14 protein-coding genes are annotated in these 15,805 nt (G+C 70.3%); 7 read left to right on the top strand and 7 right to left on the bottom strand.

Annotated features, from left to right (window positions below; translation table 11 throughout):
• The first annotated feature begins 154 nt into the window (after positions 1-154).
• Complete coding sequence (locus FAF44_RS32400) at positions 155-844, top strand: sulfite exporter TauE/SafE family protein (protein WP_237107121.1); 690 nt, start codon at positions 155-157, stop codon at positions 842-844.
• Between the two features lie 25 nt (positions 845-869).
• Here the strand turns inward: FAF44_RS32400 and FAF44_RS32395 are convergent, their stop codons facing one another.
• Positions 870-1,190, bottom strand: a complete 321-nt coding sequence (locus tag FAF44_RS32395) for a putative quinol monooxygenase (RefSeq protein ID WP_237107120.1) — start codon at positions 1,188-1,190, stop codon at positions 870-872.
• 204 nt (positions 1,191-1,394) lie between these two features.
• Here FAF44_RS32395 and FAF44_RS32390 point away from each other — a divergent pair, with 204 nt between their 5' ends.
• The 4 genes from FAF44_RS32390 to FAF44_RS32375 are packed head-to-tail and all read left to right on the top strand — an operon-like array spanning position 1,395 to position 5,834.
• Positions 1,395-2,507 carry a sugar ABC transporter substrate-binding protein gene (locus FAF44_RS32390; RefSeq protein ID WP_237107119.1) on the top strand — a complete coding sequence of 371 codons (1,113 nt, stop codon included), beginning with the start codon at positions 1,395-1,397 and terminating at the stop codon, positions 2,505-2,507.
• Between the two features lie 59 nt (positions 2,508-2,566).
• Positions 2,567-3,331: an ATP-binding cassette domain-containing protein gene (locus FAF44_RS32385; protein ID WP_237107118.1), complete on the top strand. Its 765-nt coding sequence runs from the start codon at positions 2,567-2,569 to the stop codon at positions 3,329-3,331.
• The gene (locus FAF44_RS32380; protein ID WP_237107117.1) at positions 3,328-4,590 is read left to right on the top strand and encodes a sugar ABC transporter permease; all 1,263 of its coding nucleotides are present in this window, start codon (positions 3,328-3,330) and stop codon (positions 4,588-4,590) included. Before FAF44_RS32385 ends, FAF44_RS32380 begins: the two co-directional genes overlap by 4 nt.
• A 38-nt stretch (positions 4,591-4,628) precedes the next feature.
• Positions 4,629-5,834 carry an ROK family transcriptional regulator gene (locus FAF44_RS32375; protein WP_237107116.1) on the top strand — a complete coding sequence of 402 codons (1,206 nt, stop codon included), beginning with the start codon at positions 4,629-4,631 and terminating at the stop codon, positions 5,832-5,834.
• A gap of 11 nt (positions 5,835-5,845) precedes the next feature.
• Here FAF44_RS32375 and FAF44_RS32370 read toward each other — a convergent pair whose 3' ends face one another.
• Genes FAF44_RS32370 through FAF44_RS32360 form a run of 3 tightly spaced genes read right to left on the bottom strand, consistent with a single transcriptional unit; the run spans position 5,846 to position 8,346 of the window.
• Positions 5,846-6,595, bottom strand: coding sequence for a neutral zinc metallopeptidase (locus tag FAF44_RS32370; RefSeq protein WP_237107115.1), 750 nt, complete (start codon positions 6,593-6,595; stop codon positions 5,846-5,848).
• A gap of 35 nt (positions 6,596-6,630) precedes the next feature.
• Positions 6,631-7,440, bottom strand: a complete 810-nt coding sequence (locus tag FAF44_RS32365) for a neutral zinc metallopeptidase (RefSeq protein ID WP_237107114.1) — start codon at positions 7,438-7,440, stop codon at positions 6,631-6,633.
• 54 nt (positions 7,441-7,494) lie between these two features.
• Positions 7,495-8,346: a neutral zinc metallopeptidase gene (locus FAF44_RS32360; protein WP_237107113.1), complete on the bottom strand. Its 852-nt coding sequence runs from the start codon at positions 8,344-8,346 to the stop codon at positions 7,495-7,497.
• A 168-nt stretch (positions 8,347-8,514) separates the two neighbouring features.
• On the opposite strand from FAF44_RS32360, the gene dxs reads away from it, so the two are divergent.
• Both dxs and FAF44_RS32350 read left to right on the top strand, forming a co-directional pair.
• Positions 8,515-10,395, top strand: a complete 1,881-nt coding sequence (gene dxs, locus FAF44_RS32355; RefSeq protein WP_237107124.1) for a 1-deoxy-D-xylulose-5-phosphate synthase — start codon at positions 8,515-8,517, stop codon at positions 10,393-10,395.
• A 138-nt stretch (positions 10,396-10,533) separates the two neighbouring features.
• The gene (locus FAF44_RS32350; RefSeq protein ID WP_308193419.1) at positions 10,534-12,006 is read left to right on the top strand and encodes an amino acid permease; all 1,473 of its coding nucleotides are present in this window, start codon (positions 10,534-10,536) and stop codon (positions 12,004-12,006) included.
• A gap of 24 nt (positions 12,007-12,030) precedes the next feature.
• Here the strand turns inward: FAF44_RS32350 and FAF44_RS32345 are convergent, their stop codons facing one another.
• The 3 genes from FAF44_RS32345 to FAF44_RS32335 all read right to left on the bottom strand — a co-directional run bounded on the left by FAF44_RS32345 (position 12,031) and on the right by FAF44_RS32335 (position 15,775).
• Positions 12,031-12,414: an SSI family serine proteinase inhibitor gene (locus tag FAF44_RS32345; protein WP_237107112.1), complete on the bottom strand. Its 384-nt coding sequence runs from the start codon at positions 12,412-12,414 to the stop codon at positions 12,031-12,033.
• A 92-nt stretch (positions 12,415-12,506) separates the two neighbouring features.
• Positions 12,507-14,594 carry a 3-hydroxyacyl-CoA dehydrogenase NAD-binding domain-containing protein gene (locus FAF44_RS32340; RefSeq protein WP_237107111.1) on the bottom strand — a complete coding sequence of 696 codons (2,088 nt, stop codon included), beginning with the start codon at positions 14,592-14,594 and terminating at the stop codon, positions 12,507-12,509.
• A complete protein-coding gene (locus FAF44_RS32335; protein ID WP_237107110.1) occupies positions 14,591-15,775 on the bottom strand; it encodes a thiolase family protein in 1,185 nt (394 codons plus the stop codon). The genes FAF44_RS32340 and FAF44_RS32335 overlap by 4 nt, the downstream gene beginning before the upstream one ends.
• Positions 15,776-15,805: the final 30 nt, after the last annotated feature.

Below are 15,805 nucleotides of genomic sequence, written 5' to 3'. Positions count from 1 at the left end.
TGATCGCACGGTGCAGAGCTTAGGGGCGCGCGGGCCGGGGGAAGGTGTCCGGGTCACTTCTGTGGTGCTTGAGGAGACGGAGAGCAACGATGGTTGACTCATCCGCATGACAAATGCGGCATTGGTGCTGATTGTTGGTAGTTTTGCGGTTTTCGTGGGCGCCATCGTCCAGGGCGGGGTGGGGTTCGGGCTCGGGCTGGTGGCGGCGCCCGTGCTCACCATGCTGGCCCCCGACCTCATGCCGGGCGCCATCCAGGTGGTCAACCTGACCTTGCCGCTGTTCACGCTGGCCGTCGAGTGGCGGCGGGTGGACTGGTCGGGGCTCGGGTTCGCGCTGCTCGGCAGGTTGCCCGGCAGTGCCATCGGCGCGCTCATCATCGTCCACGTGTCCGTCTACGCGCGTGGCATCTTCGTCGCCGTCATGGTGCTCATCGCGGTGGCGCTGACCGCCAGGGCGCTGAGCGTGCCGCGCAACGGGTACACGGTCACCTCGGCCGGGTTCGTCTCGGGCATCACCGGCACGGCCACCGGCATCGGCGGTCCGCCCATCGCGCTCGTCTACCAGAACGCCAAGGGGCCGCAGATCAGGGCCACCCTCGCGATGTTCTTCTTCCTGAGCGCGGCGCAGTCGCTGGTCATCCTCCAACTGGTGGGCGAACTGCCCGCACAGGCGCTGCTCACCGGCGGCGTGCTCATCGTGCCCATGGTGCTCGGCTTCCTGGTGTCCGGGCCGCTGCGGCGCTACCTCGACGGAGGCAAGGTGCGCAGGGCGGTGCTGGCCGTGGCGGCGCTGTCGGCCGTGGGCCTCATCGCGCAGAACGTGGTCAGCCGGCTCTGGCCCTGAAGGGGAACGTGCCCGCCGCCGGCCGTCATGGCGTCGCCCGCGGGGCCAGGCCCGCACCGCCCAGCAGATCGAGTTCGATCGTCTCGGCCGAGTGGACGAGTCGCAGCGCGGCGGCGACCTCGGGGCTGCCCGCCACCTGCTTCAGCACGGCGTCGAGGTCGGCCTTGCTGCGCCAGAGCTCGGTCACCCAGACGGTGTCGGGCGCATCGGCCTGCCGGTTGACCAGGTAAAGCTCACATCCGGGTGCGCTCTCCAACGTGCCCGCGGCGCTCAGCAGGAGCTCGGCCAGCTCGTGGCCCCGTCTGTCGTGGGCGACGAACTTTCCGTAGCGTGCGACTCTCTCCATGTCGTTCGACCTTACTCATCCTGGCCCGGCCCGTGGCCACCCGCCCTGGCCGCTCTCTGGCCGAAAGATTGAGATGACGTTTCTGGATTGTTACCGGAAACAACAAAATGCCGCCCTCCACCCCCTTCCAAAGCGCTCCGTCCCGGAATACGTTGCCGCAAACAACATTCATCCGGGCCCCTCCGGAAGAAAGGACCCTGCACCATGCGCAAGGGGATCCTCAGCCTGACCGCCGCGGCAGCCGCACTCGCCCTCGGTCTCACCGCCTGCGGGGGCGACAGCGGTCAGACCACGACGCCGGCGGCGTCCGGTTCGGCTCCGGCCGCCAAGGCCGGCAAGATCGGTGTCATCCTCCCGGACAGCAAGTCCTCCGCCCGGTGGGAGACGGCGGACCGCAAGTACCTGGAAGAGGCGTTCAAGGCCGCGGGCGTCGAGTACGACATCCAGAACGCCCAGAACGACAAGACCGCGTTCCAGACCATCGCCGACCAGATGATCACCAACGGCGCGACCGTCCTGATGATCGTGAACCTGGACAGCGGCACCGGCAAGACGGTCATCGACAAGGCCAAGTCGCAGGGCGTGGCCACGATCGACTACGACCGGCTGACGCTCGGCGGCGGCGCCGCGTACTACGTCAGCTTCGACAACAACAAGGTCGGCGCGCTGCAGGGCGAGGGCCTGAGCAAGTGCCTGGCCGACAAGAAGGCCGACAAGCCCATCGTGGCCTACCTGAACGGCTCGCCGACCGACAACAACGCCACCCTGTTCAAGGAGGGGTACGACGGCGTGCTCAAGCCCAAGTTCGACTCGGGCGAGTACGTCAAGGGCCCCGACCAGGCCGTGCCCGACTGGGACAACACCCAGGCCGGCACGATCTTCGAGCAGATGCTGACCGAGCAGCCGAAGATCGCGGGCGTGCTGTCCGCCAACGACGGCCTCGGCAACGCCGCCATCACCGTGCTGAAGAAGAACAACCTCAACGGCAAGGTCCCGGTCACCGGCCAGGACGCCACCGTCCAGGGCCTGCAGAACATCCTGGCCGGCGACCAGTGCATGACCGTCTACAAGGCCGTCAAGAAGGAGGCCGACGCGGGCGCCAAGCTGGCGGTCGCGCTGGCCAAGGGGGAGAAGCCCACGGCGAGCAGCAGCGTCAAGGACCCCGAGACGGGTCAGGACGTGCCCGCCGAGCTGATGGAACCGCAGGGCATCTACTTCGACAACGTCAAGGACGTGGTGGCCGACGGTTACGTCACCAAGGAGGAACTGTGCACGGGTGACTTCGCCGCGAAGTGCACCGAGGCAGGAATTCAATAACACGCAAGGGGTGCGGCCCACGCCACGAGCGGGGGCCGTGCCCCCGTTAAGGGAGCCTCATGACCCCCCTCCTCGAAGTCCGCGGGATCGACAAGAGCTTCGGTCCGGTGAAGGTGCTGCACGACGTCGAGCTGTCCGCCTACCCCGGCGAGGTCACGGCGCTCGTCGGCGACAACGGCGCCGGAAAGTCCACCCTGGTCAAGTGCATCGGCGGCATCTACCCGATCGACGCGGGGCAGGTGCTCTTCGACGGCCGCGAGGTCACCGTGCACAGCCCCCGCGACGCGGGGGAACTGGGCATCGAGATCGTCTACCAGGACCTCGCCCTGTGCGACAACCTCGACATCGTCCAGAACATGTTCCTCGGCAGGGAGCGCAAGAACGGCATCCTGCTCGACGAGGACAGCATGGAGGAACTGGCGGAGAAGACGCTCAGCGGCCTGTCCGTCCGCACGGTGAAGTCCATCAGGCAGCAGGTCTCCAGCCTGTCCGGCGGGCAGCGGCAGACCGTGGCCATCGCCAAGGCCGTGCTGTGGAACAGCAAGGTCGTCATCCTCGACGAGCCCACCGCGGCGCTGGGCGTGGCCCAGACCGCGCAGGTGCTGGAACTGGTGCGCCGCCTCGCCGACACCGGCCTGGCCGTGGTGCTCATCTCGCACAACATGAACGACGTGTTCGCCGTCTCCGACCGGATCGCCGCGCTCTACCTCGGCAGGATGGCCGCCCAGGTCAAGACCGCCGACGTGACGCACGCGCAGGTGGTCGAACTCATCACCTCCGGCCGCAGCGGCGACCTGGGCCTCAAGAACGGGGTCACCCCATGAACAAGGTCAAGGAACTGCCCGGCGAGGCCATCGTCGTCGCGACGCAGGCCCCGTCGATCAAGAACAGCTTCCTCGCCTACGTCCAGCGGGTGCGCGGCGGCGACATGGGCGCGCTGCCGGCCGTGCTCGGCCTGGTCGTGCTGTGCGCGGTCTTCGCGGCGGCCCGGCCGTCCTTCCTCACCGCCATCAACTTCGCGAACCTGTTCACCCAGGGCGCCGCCATCACGCTCATCGCCATGGGCCTGGTGTTCGTGCTGCTGCTCGGCGAGATCGACCTGTCGGCCGGTTTCGCCAGCGGCGTCTGCGCGGCCGTCCTCGCCGTCACGCTGAGCGCCGCGGGCCTGCCGTGGTACGTGTGCATGGCCGCCGCCATCCTCACCGGCGTGATCATCGGCACGGTGCTGGGCACGCTGGTCGCCAAGGTCGGCATCCCGTCGTTCGTGGTCACGCTGGCGGCCTTCCTCGCCTTCCAGGGCCTGGTGCTGGTGCTGGTGAACGAGGGCACGAACATCTCCATCCGCGACAGCGTCGTCGTCGCCATCGCCAACAGGAACCTGCCGCCGTGGCTCGGCTGGGGGCTCTACCTGCTCTGCGTGGCCGTCTTCGCGGCCCTGCAGCTCCGGCGGGCCAGGAGCCGCACCAGGCGCGGCCTGGTCGCCGACCCGCTCTCGCTGATCGCCTTCCGCGTCGGCATGCTGGCGCTGTTCGCCGGGCTCGCGGTCGCCGCGCTCAACCTGGAGCGCAGCCGCAACCCCGCGCTGGTCTCGCTCACCGGTGTGCCGATCGTGGTGCCGGTCATCCTGGTGCTGCTGGTCGTCTGGACGCTGGTGCTGCGCCGCACCGCGTTCGGACGTCACCTGTACGCGGTCGGCGGCAACACCGAGGCGGCCAGGCGGGCGGGCATCCCGGTGGACCGGATCAAGATCAGCGCGTTCGTGATCTGCTCCGCGATGGCCGCCGTCGGCGGGATCGTGGCCGCCTCGCGGGCCAGCTCCGTCGATCCGAACACCGGCGGCAGCTCGGTCCTGCTGTACGCGGTCGGCGCGGCCGTCATCGGCGGCACCAGCCTGTTCGGCGGCAAGGGCAGGGTGCTCGACGCCGTGCTCGGCGGCGCCGTGGTGGCCGTCATCGAGAACGGCATGGGCCTGATGGGCTACGGTGCGAGCGTGAAGTACCTGGTCACAGGGTCCGTCCTGCTGCTCGCCGCGGGCGTCGACGCCCTGGCGCGCAAGCGGGCGGCTGCCGCTGGTCTAAGGTGATCAGCGACCCGCAGCCCCTGAAGGAACCCCAGACGACCATGCGTGCCGGCCCCTCCCAGGAGGACATCAGGCGCCACAACCTCGGCGCGCTGCTTCGCCATGTCCACCTGGGCGGGCCGATCTCGCGTGCCGAGCTGACCTCGAGGATGGGGCTCAACCGCAGCACGATCATGGCGCTGACGTCCGACCTCACCGCCGCCGGGCTCGTACGCGAGGAACTGCCGCGCGAGACCGGCCGCGCGGGCCGGCCCTCGCTCGTGGTGCGCCCCGAGTCGGCGCGGGTCTACGTCTTCGCCTTCGACGTGGGCCCCGACCGGCTCGCGGTGGCCCGCGTCGGGCTCGGCGGGCTGATCCTCGACCGCCGCGAGACCGTCCGCGACCGCGACCGGTTCGAGCTCGACGAGCTGACCGGGGTGCTGGCCGGGTTCGCCCGGCAGATGCGGCGCAAGACCAGGGCCGACACGGTCTGCGTCGGGGCGGCGGCGGCCGTGTCCGGCGGCGTGCGCAAGGACGACGGGGTCGTGCGGTTCGGGCCCAACCTGAAGGCCGAGGAGGTGCCCTTCGGCGAGGAACTGGCCCGCCGGCTCGGCCTGGGGCTGCCGGTCAGCGTGGGCAACGACGCCAACCTGGCCGCGCTCGCCGAGCACAGCCGGGGCGTCGGCGTCGCCGTACGCGACCTCATCTACCTGCACGGGGACGTCGGCATCGGCGGCGGCATCATCGCGGCCGGGCACCTGCTCGGCGGTCACGACGGCTACGGCGGCGAGGTCGGCCACATGGTGGTCAATCCGGGCGGGCGCGCCTGCGGCTGCGGTTCGCACGGCTGCCTGGAGGCGGAGGTGGGCGAGCGCGCCCTGCTGGAGTCGGCGGGCCGTCTCTCGGCGGGTCAGCAGGGCCGCGACGCGGTGCGCTCGGTGGTGGACGCGGCCGACCGGGGCGACATCGTGGCCCAGCAGGCGCTCAGCCGGGTGGGCGACTGGCTCGGGCTCGGCGTGGCGAACCTGGTCAACATCTTCAACCCGGAGATGGTGATCTTCGGGGGGATGTTGCGGGAGGTCTACCTGGGTTCGGCGGCGCAGGTCCGTTCGCAGGTCGCCCTGCACGCCATGGCGCCGCAGCGGGAGCGGGTCCGGCTGCGCACCTCGGCCCTCGGGGACGCCGCCACCCTGGTGGGGGCCGCCGAGCTGGCCTTCGCCCAGGTCCTGGCCGACCCGCTCGAAGTCCTCGCCCGCGCCAACGCCTGACGGGAGGCCGGTCAGGCGACCTTGCTCCGGCTCGCCGTCCAGGTGTCGCAGAAGCCCGTCGCCCCGCCGTGAAAGCCCCGGTCCTGCCAGTGCGCCAGGTTGCGTGGCTTGCCGTGGACGTCGCTCTCGTCGGCCATCCGCACGGCCGAGATCCAGTCCTTCCACGAGATGCCCGGCCTGATCGACTTCAGGGTGGCGCTGTAGAAGACCCCGGCGAAGCACTCGGCCTGCATCTCCAGCCGGTGGCTCAGCAGTCTGCGCGCCGCGGCCGAGGCCGGGCCGTACAGGGCGGCCTGCGCGTTCAGCACGCCGATGAGCTGCTGCACGTGGTGCCCCCACTCGTGGGCCACGGAGTGCGCGATGTTCATCCTGAACGGGTCGCGCAGGTCGTTCTTCATGATCCGGATGGCGATCGTCCGCTGGTCGGGGCAGTACTGCGCGCCGCTGCTGGTGATCGCCCCGCAGACCGAGCCGGTCCCGGTGGTGATCGTCACCTCGGGCGGGCTGTAGGCCAGCCCGGCGCCGGCGAACCGGCCGGCCCAGAAGCGGTCGGCGCAGCCGGCCATCGCCCGGTGGAAGGCCCGCAGCGAGGCGACGCTCCCGACGCGGATCGCGGGGATCGCGCACTCCTGCGGCACCACCTCGCCGCCCATGACGCTCATGAGCCCGGCCTGCCCGACCCGTCCCGCCGCGGCGGCCGGTGCCGGAACGAGAAGCCCCGCGACCATGCACCCGGCAAGCGCCGTGAGAGGAATGCGCACGATCGCGGATCTTAGAGGCTATTGAGTGGTTTGCCCTAGTGGACCCGGTTCTTGGGGGCGGCGAAGGTGTTGCAGGCGCTCGCCGACTGGGCCTTGAACCCGCGCTCCAGCCAGTACCGGTTGCTGGGGTGGCTGCCGTGGGTCTCCTCCGACCCGCTGCGCGCGCCGAGGGCGGCGACCATGTTGTGGTGGCCCTTGAGCAGGATGCTCCAGTCGGTGTCGGGGCGGCGCAGCGAGTCCCACACCCGGCCGACGAACGCCGCGCTCAGGCACTGGGCCTGCAGTTCGGAGCGGCGCAGGGCCTCGTAGGCGCGCGACTCCGTGTCCTTGAGCATGATCACGTCGGTGGCCTTGATGATGCCGGTGAGCTGCTGGACGTGGTGTCCGTACTCATGGGCGAGCCCCTGCATGAGCAGCAGGTCCGTCGGCTCCTCGACGACGTCCGCGCTCAGCAGGAAGGAGATCGACCTGGTCGTCGGGCAGTAGACCGCCTGCGCGCCATCCGGGAAGCGCCCGCACGACGGGATCTTCGTGCCCACCTTGGTGATCACGGTGAGCTTCGGCGCGCTGAAGCGGTAGCCGGCCTTCTTGACCACGGGGGACCACGCCTTGGACAGGCAGTCCATCACGGCCTGGAAGTACTGCTCCGCCTCCTCGACGGTGCCGTTCCGGACCTCGGGCTCCTCGCATTCCGTGACGCCCAGCTTGCCCGTCTTGTACAGCGGGTTCTTCGCCAGGACCGGCTTGTACGAGGGGGCCGCGGAGGTGGTGGCCGCATGGGCCGTGCCGGCGAACAGCACGCCTGCCAGAGCGCCCGCCAGGAGCGCTAACCGAGGAATACGCATGGGAAGGCACCCTATTAAAGAGGGAGTTCCAGGTAAAGCCGGATTAAAGAGGCGTCAGGTGACATTTCGTGGATGCGTCGCCCAGGTGTTGCACGAGCCCGGAGTGCCGCGGTTGAAGCCGCGGGTCATCCACGCCGCCTGCGTCGGACCCTTGCCGTGGTCGTTCTGCGGCCAGCCCTTGGCGCCGTTCTTCTTGAACCAGTTCACCGTGTACGTCCAGTCGGCCGCGGTGACCAGCGGGGAGTCCTTCATCGTGCTCATGAAGACCGAGGACAGGCACTCGGCCTGCAACTCCGAACTGCGCGACAACTGCAGCCGCTTGGCCTTGCCCGCGGTCATGCGCGCCGTCCAGTAGTAGCTCCAGATGCCGGAGACCTGCTGGACGTGGTGGCCGTACTCGTGGGCGATCAGCCGGGTGATGCCCAGCGGGAAGGGGTTGCGGAGCTGCTCCTTGCTGATCATCAGGTACATGGTGCGGTCGGTGGAGCAGTAGACGCCGTCCGCGCCGGTGTTCCAGGTGCCGCAGGGTGTCCTGACCTTCCTGGTGATGATGCGCAGCCGCGGCTTGCTGAAGGGCATGCCGGCCTTGCGGAACTGCGCCGCCCACGCCTTGTTCAGGCACGCGGTCACGCGGGTGAGGAAGCGCCGGTAGGCCACCATGCTGCCGGCCGGCAGGGAGCCGGGCGAGCAGTTCACGTCGGTGAGCCGGCCGGTCTTGTACAGGGGGTTCGCGGTCGCCAGCGTCTTGGCCACCAGCCCGGCCCCCGCCTGGGCCTCGGAGACCTTCGCGGGAGGGGAGGCCATCCGCTGGGCCCCGTTGACGGGGGTCGCCGCGGTCGTGGCCACGTCCGTCAGCACGAGCACCAGGGCGGCCGATGCCAGGGCGAGCACCAGCGTGGCAGCCACAAGTGTCAGAAGTCTGCTTTTGGGGACGGAGTTCATAGGTACCGAAAGACTAGGTCAAGATCGGACATATGTGGGTGGATTTGACTCGATGAAGTCAGTGAGGCCTCCGCGAACTAGACTCTGGGGATCGGCGCAAAAGAGCAGAGGGGAGTCGGACCTGTGAGCGGGTTGCTGGGCTCGATCAAGGGACCGCAGGACGTCAAACGGCTCACTGCCGAGGAGTTGCCGCGGCTCGCGGGGGAGATCCGTGATGTACTCGTCGACTCGTGCGCCAGGTTCGGCGGTCACCTCGGCCCCAACCTCGGCGTCGTGGAGCTCACCATCGCCGTCCACCGGGTCTTCGACTCCCCGAACGACCCCGTCATCTGGGACACCGGCCACCAGTCGTACGTGCACAAACTGCTGACCGGCAGGGCCGCCGGCTTCGAGGCGCTCAAGCAGGAGGGCGGCCTGTCCGGCTACCCGAGCCAGGCCGAGTCCGAGCACGACTTCGTCGAGAACTCCCACGCCTCCACCGCGCTGTCCTACGCCGACGGCCTGGCCAAGGCGTTCAAGCTGCGCCGCGCGCACGACCGCACGGTCGTCGCGATCATCGGCGACGGCGCGCTCACCGGCGGCATGGCCTGGGAGGCGCTCAACAACATCGCCGCCGTCAAGGACCTGCCGGTCGTGATCGTGGTCAACGACAACGGCCGCTCCTACTCGCCGACCATCGGCGGGCTGGCCTCCCACCTGTCGTCGCTGCGGGTCAACCGCCGCTACGAGGACATGCTCGACTTCGTGAAGGACAAGATCGGGAACGTTCCCGTCCTCTACGACGCCCTGCACGGCTTCAAGAAGGGCGTCAAGGACGTCCTGTCACCGCAGGTGATGTTCGAGGACCTCGGCCTGAAGTACGTCGGCCCCATCGACGGCCACGACGAGCAGGCCATGGAGGCGGCCCTGCGCCAGGCCCGCGACTTCCACGGCCCGGTCATCGTGCACGCCCTCACCCAGAAGGGCCGCGGCTACACCCCGGCGGAGAACCACGACGAAGACCAGTTCCACTCGCCCGGCGCCTTCGACCGGGCCACCGGCGCCGAGAAGCCCAAGCCCCGCATCTGGACCAACGTCTTCAGCGAGGAGCTCGTCCGGCTCGGCAAGGAGCGCGACGACCTGGTCGCCATCACCGCCGCGATGCTGCACCCCACCGGGCTGAACGCCTTCGCCGAGGCCTACCCCGACCGCATCTACGACGTCGGCATCGCCGAGCAGCACGCGCTGACCAGCGCCGCCGGGCTCGCCCTCGGCGGCCTGCACCCGGTCGTGGCCGTCTACGCCACCTTCCTCAACCGGGCCTTCGACCAGCTCCTCATGGACGTCGCCCTGCACCGGCTGCCGGTCACGGTGGTGCTCGACCGGGCGGGCGTCACGGGCGACGACGGCGCCAGCCACAACGGCATGTGGGACCTGTCGATCCTCCAGGTCGTCCCCGGGCTGCGGATCGCGGTGCCGCGCGACGGCGACCGCCTCACCGAGCTGCTCGGGGAGGCCGTGGAGGTCACCGACGGCCCCACCGTGCTGCGCTTCCCCAAGGGCCCGGTCGCCGAGCCGATCGAGCCGGTGGGCAAGCTCGGCGAGATGGACCTGCTGCGCGCCCCGGCGCAGGAGCCCGACGTGCTGCTCGTCGGCGTGGGCCCGATGGCCCAGGTGTGCATCGACGCCGCGGTCCTGCTCGACGCCCAGGGCATCTCGGCCACCGTCGTCGACCCGCGCTGGGTCAAGCCGCTGGACGAGGCGCTGGTGCTGGCCGCCGGCGCGCACAAGCTGGTCGCGGTCGTCGAGGACAACGGCCGCGTCGGGGGCGTGGGCGACGCCGTGGCGCGGCTGCTGCGCGACGCTGACGTCGACGTGCCCGTACGCACCTTCGGCATCCCGCAGCAGTTCCTCGACCACGCCAAGCGGGCCGCGATCCTCGGCCGGATCGGCCTGACCGCCCAGGACCTCGCCCGCCAGATCACCGAGGCGGTCGCCAAGCGCACCTCCTCCGTGGAGCCGGCCCGCCGCTGACCGTCCCGGCACCCGACGATCACCGCGACCACCGCCGCGACGACCACGTCCGGCGGTGGTCGTCCGGTGGTGGCGGATCGACCCGGACCCCCTGCGACATCGGCATGATCACCCATTGCATGGGAAGGATCACTGGCCGTGGACATCTTTCGCACGAAGAGCGTCGAACAGTCGATCCGCGACACCGAAGCGCCCGAGCACCAGCTCCGCAAACGCCTGACCGCCGTCGATCTCACGGTCTTCGGCATCGGCGTGATCGTCGGCACCGGAATCTTCGTGCTCACCGGCCAGGTCGCCAAGGAGACGGCCGGCCCGGCGGTGGCCCTCTCGTTCGTCGTGGCGGCCGTCGTGTGCGGCCTCGCGGCGCTGTGCTACGCCGAGTTCGCCTCCACGATCCCGGTCGCCGGCTCGGCCTACACCTTCTCCTTCGCCACGCTGGGCGAGTTCCCCGCCTGGGTGATCGGCTGGGACCTGTTCCTGGAACTGGCGCTGGCCGCCGCCGTGGTGGCGGTCGGCTGGTCGGGCTACTTCGCCTCCCTGCTGGCCTCCGTCGGCCTGGCACTGCCGGCCTCGATCGCGGGGGAGAATCCCGTGGTCAACGTCCCGGCCGTGCTCATCGTGGTGATCCTCACCGCGGTCCTGGTGGCGGGCATCAAGCTGTCCTCGCGGGTCAACCTGATCCTGGTGATCACCAAGGTCGCGGTGGTGCTGCTGGTCATCGTGGCGGGCCTGTTCTTCGTCAAGGCCGCCAACTACAGCCCGTTCATCCCCGAGGCGGTCACCACCGAACGCGTGGAGGGGCTCAAGGCGCCGCTCATCCAGGTGCTGTTCGGCGTCACGCCGGTGGCGTTCGGCGTGCTCGGCATCTTCTCCGCGGCGGCCATCGTGTTCTTCGCCTTCATCGGCTTCGACATCGTGGCCACCGCCGCCGAGGAGACCATCAACCCGCAGCGTGACGTCCCGCGCGGCATCATCGGCTCGCTGATCATCTGCACGATCCTGTACGTCGCCGTCTCCCTGGTCGTCGTCGGCATGCAGCGCTACAGCGACCTGAGCACCTCCGCCCCGCTCTCCGACGCGTTCATCTCGGTCGGCCACGCCTGGCTGGCCACGATCATCAGCGTCGGCGCCATCGCCGGCCTGACCACCGTGGTGCTGGTGCTGCTGCTGGGCCAGACCCGGGTGCTGTTCGCCATGAGCCGCGACGGGCTGCTGCCGCGCTCGCTGGCGAAGGTCGATCCGCATTTCGGCACCCCGGCCCGGCTGACGGTGCTCATCGGGCTGGTCACGATGGCGCTGGCCGGGTTCGTGTCGTTCGCGGAACTGGCCGAACTGGTCAACATCGGCACGCTGTTCGCGTTCGTGGTGGTCTCGCTCGGCGTGATCGTCCTGCGGCGGACGCGGCCCGACCTGCCGCGGGCCTTCCGGGTGCCGCTGGTGCCGGTGCTGCCCGTCCTGGCGGTGCTGGCCTGCGTCTACCTGATGCTCAACCTGCCGGTGGAGACGTGGCTGAGGTTCGTGATCTGGATGATCATCGGGCTGGTCGTCTACTTCGGCTACGGCTACTGGCACAGCAGGCAGGCCTTCTCATGGCAGAAGGCCCGCCGCTGAGCCCGCGGACCGGGCGCGGTGTCGTCAGAGTTCGAGCACCGCGCCGGTCGCCGCCCGCATCAGGCAGGCGTTGGGGAACACCTTGGCCCACTTCACGGCCTTGCCGTGCCAGCGGCCCACGACGACGACCGCGTGCGGCGCGACCTCACGGGTGCAGGTGGGGTTCGGGGTCACGTTGAGCTCCGCGGGCTTGCCCTTGACCTGCTCCAGCAGGCGGCAGGCGGCGCGCGCGTTGGGGTGGGTGCCGCCGGTGGGCTTGCAGTGGAGCCAGACCGTCTTCGTCTCGCCGCCCTTGGCCGCGTCGACGATCTTGAGCTGCGCCTTGGGGTTCGGCGCGGCCTGCGCGGGGACCGCTCCGGCGGCAAGGAGGGCGCCGCAGAGCGCGAGGGCGCCGGCTGCTCTCATCATGGTTACTCTCCGTTCGTAGGACAGCGCACAAGGTTACGACGGAGTGGCAGAGGTGTGGGGAGACCCGCCGTACGGGCCTCCCCAAATTCAGGTCAAGCCGGAACCGAGGCCACGCCGGGAGCCAGGAACCGGGGCCGGGAGATGCCCGCCCTGTCCAGGTACGGCGTGATCCCGCCCAGATGGAACGGCCACCCGGCGCCGAGGATCATGCACAGGTCGATGTCCTGCGCCGCGGCCACCACGCCCTCGTCGAGCATGATGCGGATCTCCTGGGCCAGCGCCGCCAGCACGCGCTCGCGCACCTGCTCGGCCGTGGACGGCGCGCTCCCGCCCGCGAACAGGGCCACCGCCTCCGGGTCGAGCGTGAAGTCCGGCCGGTAGAGGCCGGGTTTGCCGGACTCGACGAGCCGGGCCAGGTTCTCCGACACGCCGAAGCGATCGGGGAACGCCTCGTGCAGGGTCTCGGCCACGTGCAGCCCGACCGCCGGGCCGACCAGTTGCAGCAGCGCGAACGGTGTCATCGGCAGCCCGAGCCCGTCGAGCGCGTGCTCGGCCGTCTCCAGCGGCGTGCCCTCGTCCACGGCCGCCACGACCTCGCCCATGAACCGGGTCAGCAGCCGGTTGACCACGAACGCCGGGGCGTCCTCGACCAGCACCGACGACTTCTTCAGCGCCTTGCCCACCGCGAACGCCGTGGCCAGCGCGGCGTCGCCGGTGGCGGCGCCCCTGATGATCTCCAGCAGCGGCATGACCGCGACCGGGTTGAAGAAGTGGAAGCCGACCAGCCGCTCGGGACGGGCCAGCCCCGAGGCCATCTCGGTCAGCGACAGCGAGGAGGTGTTCGTGGCCAGCACGCACTCCTCCGACACCACGGCCTCGACCTCGGCGAACACCTGCTTCTTGACCGCCATGTCCTCGAACACGGCCTCGATCACGAAGTCGGCGTCGGCGAAGGCGTCCTTGGTCAGCGAGCCGGTCACCAGCGACTTGAGGCGGTTGGCCTGGTCCGGCGAGAGACGGCCCTTGGCGCGGAGCTTGTCCACCTCGGCGTGCACGTAGCCGACGCCCTTGTCCAGCCTGGCCTGGTCGAGGTCGGTGAGCACGACGGGCACCTCCAGGCGGCGCGCGAACAGCAGCGCCATCTGCGAGGCCATCAGGCCCGCGCCCACCACGCCGACCTTGGCGACCTTGCGGGCCGAGGCGGGGTCCGGCGCGCCCGCCGGCCTCTTGGCGCGGCGCTGCACCAGGTCGAAGGAGTAGAGCCCGGCGCGCAACTCGTCGCCCATGAGCAGGTCGGCCAGCGCCGCGTCCTCGGCGGCGAAGCCCTCGTCGCGGGTGGCGGTCTCGGCCAGCGCGATGAGGTCCAGCGCCCGGTACGGCGCGGGCGCGGCGCCGCGCAGCTTCATGTCCACCAGGAAGCGGGCGTCGGCCACCGCCTTCTCCCAGCCGTCGTGCTCGGCGCGCCGCACGCTCACCTCGCCGTTGAGCACGCGGGCGGCCCAGCGCAGCGACTCCTCCAGGAAGTCGGCGGGCTCGAACATCGCGTCGGCGATGCCCAGCTCGTACGCGTCCGGCCCCTTGATCATGCGGTTGTTGGACAGCGGGTTGTCGATGATGAGCTTGACCGCGTTGGCCGGGCCGATCAGCCGGGGCAGCAGTTGCGTGCCGCCCCAGCCCGGCACCAGGCCGAGGAAGCACTCCGGCAGCGCGACGGCCGGCACGCCCGCCGAGATCGTCCGGTAGGAGCAGTGCAGCGCGATCTCCAGGCCGCCGCCCATGGCCGCGCCGTTGACGAAGGAGAACGACGGGATCGCCAGCTCGCCCAGCCGCCGGAAGACGTGGTGGCCGAGCGCGCCGATGGCCAGCGCCTCCTCGCGCGAGGCCACCGAGGCGGCCCCCTTGAGGTCGGCCCCGACGGCGAAGATGAACGGCTTGCCCGTCACGCCCACCGCGGCCAGGTCGGTGCGCTGGGCGATCTCCGACAATGCCCCGTTCAGCGCGAACAGGCCGTGCGGGCCGAACGTGTTGGGCTTGGTGTGGTCGAAGCCGTTGTCCAGCGTGATCAGCGCCATGGTGCCGGCCCCGTACGGCAGCCGCACGTCGCGCACCAGCGCCTTGGTGACGACTTCGTCGGTGGTGCGCTCGCCGAGCAGCGCCCGCCAGGTCTCGATGTCGCTCATGCCAGGTTCTCCCAGATCACGGTGCCGCCCATGCCCATGCCGACGCACATCGTGGTGATGCCGTAACGCACGTCGGGACGCTCGCCGAACTGCCGTGCGAGCTGCGTCATCAGCCGCACGCCCGAGGAGGCGAGCGGGTGCCCGTAGGCGATCGCGCCGCCGTAGGGGTTGACGCGGGGGTCGTCGTCGGCGATCCCGAAGTGCTCCAGGAAGGCCAGCACCTGCACCGCGAACGCCTCGTTGATCTCGAACAGGCCGATGTCGGAGATGTCGAGCCCGGCCAGGCGCAGCGCCCGCTCGGTGGACGGGATCGGCCCGACGCCCATGATCTCGGGGTCCACGCCCGCGAAGGCGTACGACACCAGGCGCATCCGCGGCGTCAGCCCCAGTTCCCCGGCGACCTCACGGGCGGCCACGACGCAGCCGGTGGCGCCGTCGTTGATGCCGGAGGAGTTGCCCGCCGTGACGTTGCCGTGCGGCCGGAACGGCGTCTTGAGCCCGCTCAGCCCCTCCATCGTGGTGCCGGGGCGGGGGGCCTCGTCCTCGACGGCCAGGCCCCAGCCCCGCTCGGCCGTCCGGACCGCGGTCGGCACCAGGTCGGGCTGGATCTTGTCGTCGGCGTACGCCTTGGCCGCCTTCTCCTGCGACAGCACGGCGTACGCGTCCGCGCGCTCCTTGGAGATCGACGGGTAGCGGTCGTGCAGGTTCTCCGCCGTCATGCCCATGATCAGCGCGCTCGGGTCGACCAGCTTCTCCGACAGGAAGCGCGGGTTCGGATCGACGCCCTCGCCCATCGGGTGCCGGCCCATGTGCTCGACGCCGCCCGCGATGGCGACGTCGTACGCGCCGAACGCGATGCCGCCCGCGACCGTGGTCACGGCGGTCATCGCGCCCGCGCACATCCGGTCGAGGGCGTAGCCGGGCACGGTCTTGGGCAGCCCGGCCAGCACGGCGGCCGAGCGTCCGATGGTCAGGCCCTGGTCGCCGATCTGCGTGGTCGCGGCGATGGCGACCTCGTCCACGCGCTCGGGCGGCAGGTTGGGGTTACGCCGGATGAGCTCGCGGATGACGCGGACGACCAGGTCGTCGGCGCGGGTCTCCGCGTACTGTCCTTTCGGCCCTGACCTGCCGAAAGGCGTGCGTACGCCGTCGACGAACACGACGTCACGAGAGGAAGGCACGGATTCGCTCCTCGTTGCTGAAAGGGTTCC

Origin of the sequence: Nonomuraea sp. MG754425 (assembly GCF_021699195.1) — a bacterium.
Lineage (GTDB): Bacteria > Actinomycetota > Actinomycetes > Streptosporangiales > Streptosporangiaceae > Nonomuraea.
Note: the sequence above shows the minus strand (reverse complement) of the source record. Positions and strands in the feature narration are given on the sequence as shown.

Excerpts from the sequence above, each read along its gene's own strand:
- FAF44_RS32340 (WP_237107111.1), bottom strand. The coding sequence starts at position 14,594 with ATGAGCGACATCGAGACCTGGCGGGCGCTGCTCGGCGAGCGCACCACC.
- FAF44_RS32385 (WP_237107118.1), top strand. The coding sequence starts at position 2,567 with ATGACCCCCCTCCTCGAAGTCCGCGGGATCGACAAGAGCTTCGGTCCG.
- FAF44_RS32390 (WP_237107119.1), top strand. The coding sequence starts at position 1,395 with ATGCGCAAGGGGATCCTCAGCCTGACCGCCGCGGCAGCCGCACTCGCC.
- FAF44_RS32365 (WP_237107114.1), bottom strand. The coding sequence starts at position 7,440 with ATGCGTATTCCTCGGTTAGCGCTCCTGGCGGGCGCTCTGGCAGGCGTG.
- FAF44_RS32380 (WP_237107117.1), top strand. The coding sequence starts at position 3,328 with ATGAACAAGGTCAAGGAACTGCCCGGCGAGGCCATCGTCGTCGCGACG.
- FAF44_RS32395 (WP_237107120.1), bottom strand. The coding sequence starts at position 1,190 with ATGGAGAGAGTCGCACGCTACGGAAAGTTCGTCGCCCACGACAGACGG.
- FAF44_RS32345 (WP_237107112.1), bottom strand. The coding sequence starts at position 12,414 with ATGATGAGAGCAGCCGGCGCCCTCGCGCTCTGCGGCGCCCTCCTTGCC.
- FAF44_RS32375 (WP_237107116.1), top strand. The coding sequence starts at position 4,629 with ATGCGTGCCGGCCCCTCCCAGGAGGACATCAGGCGCCACAACCTCGGC.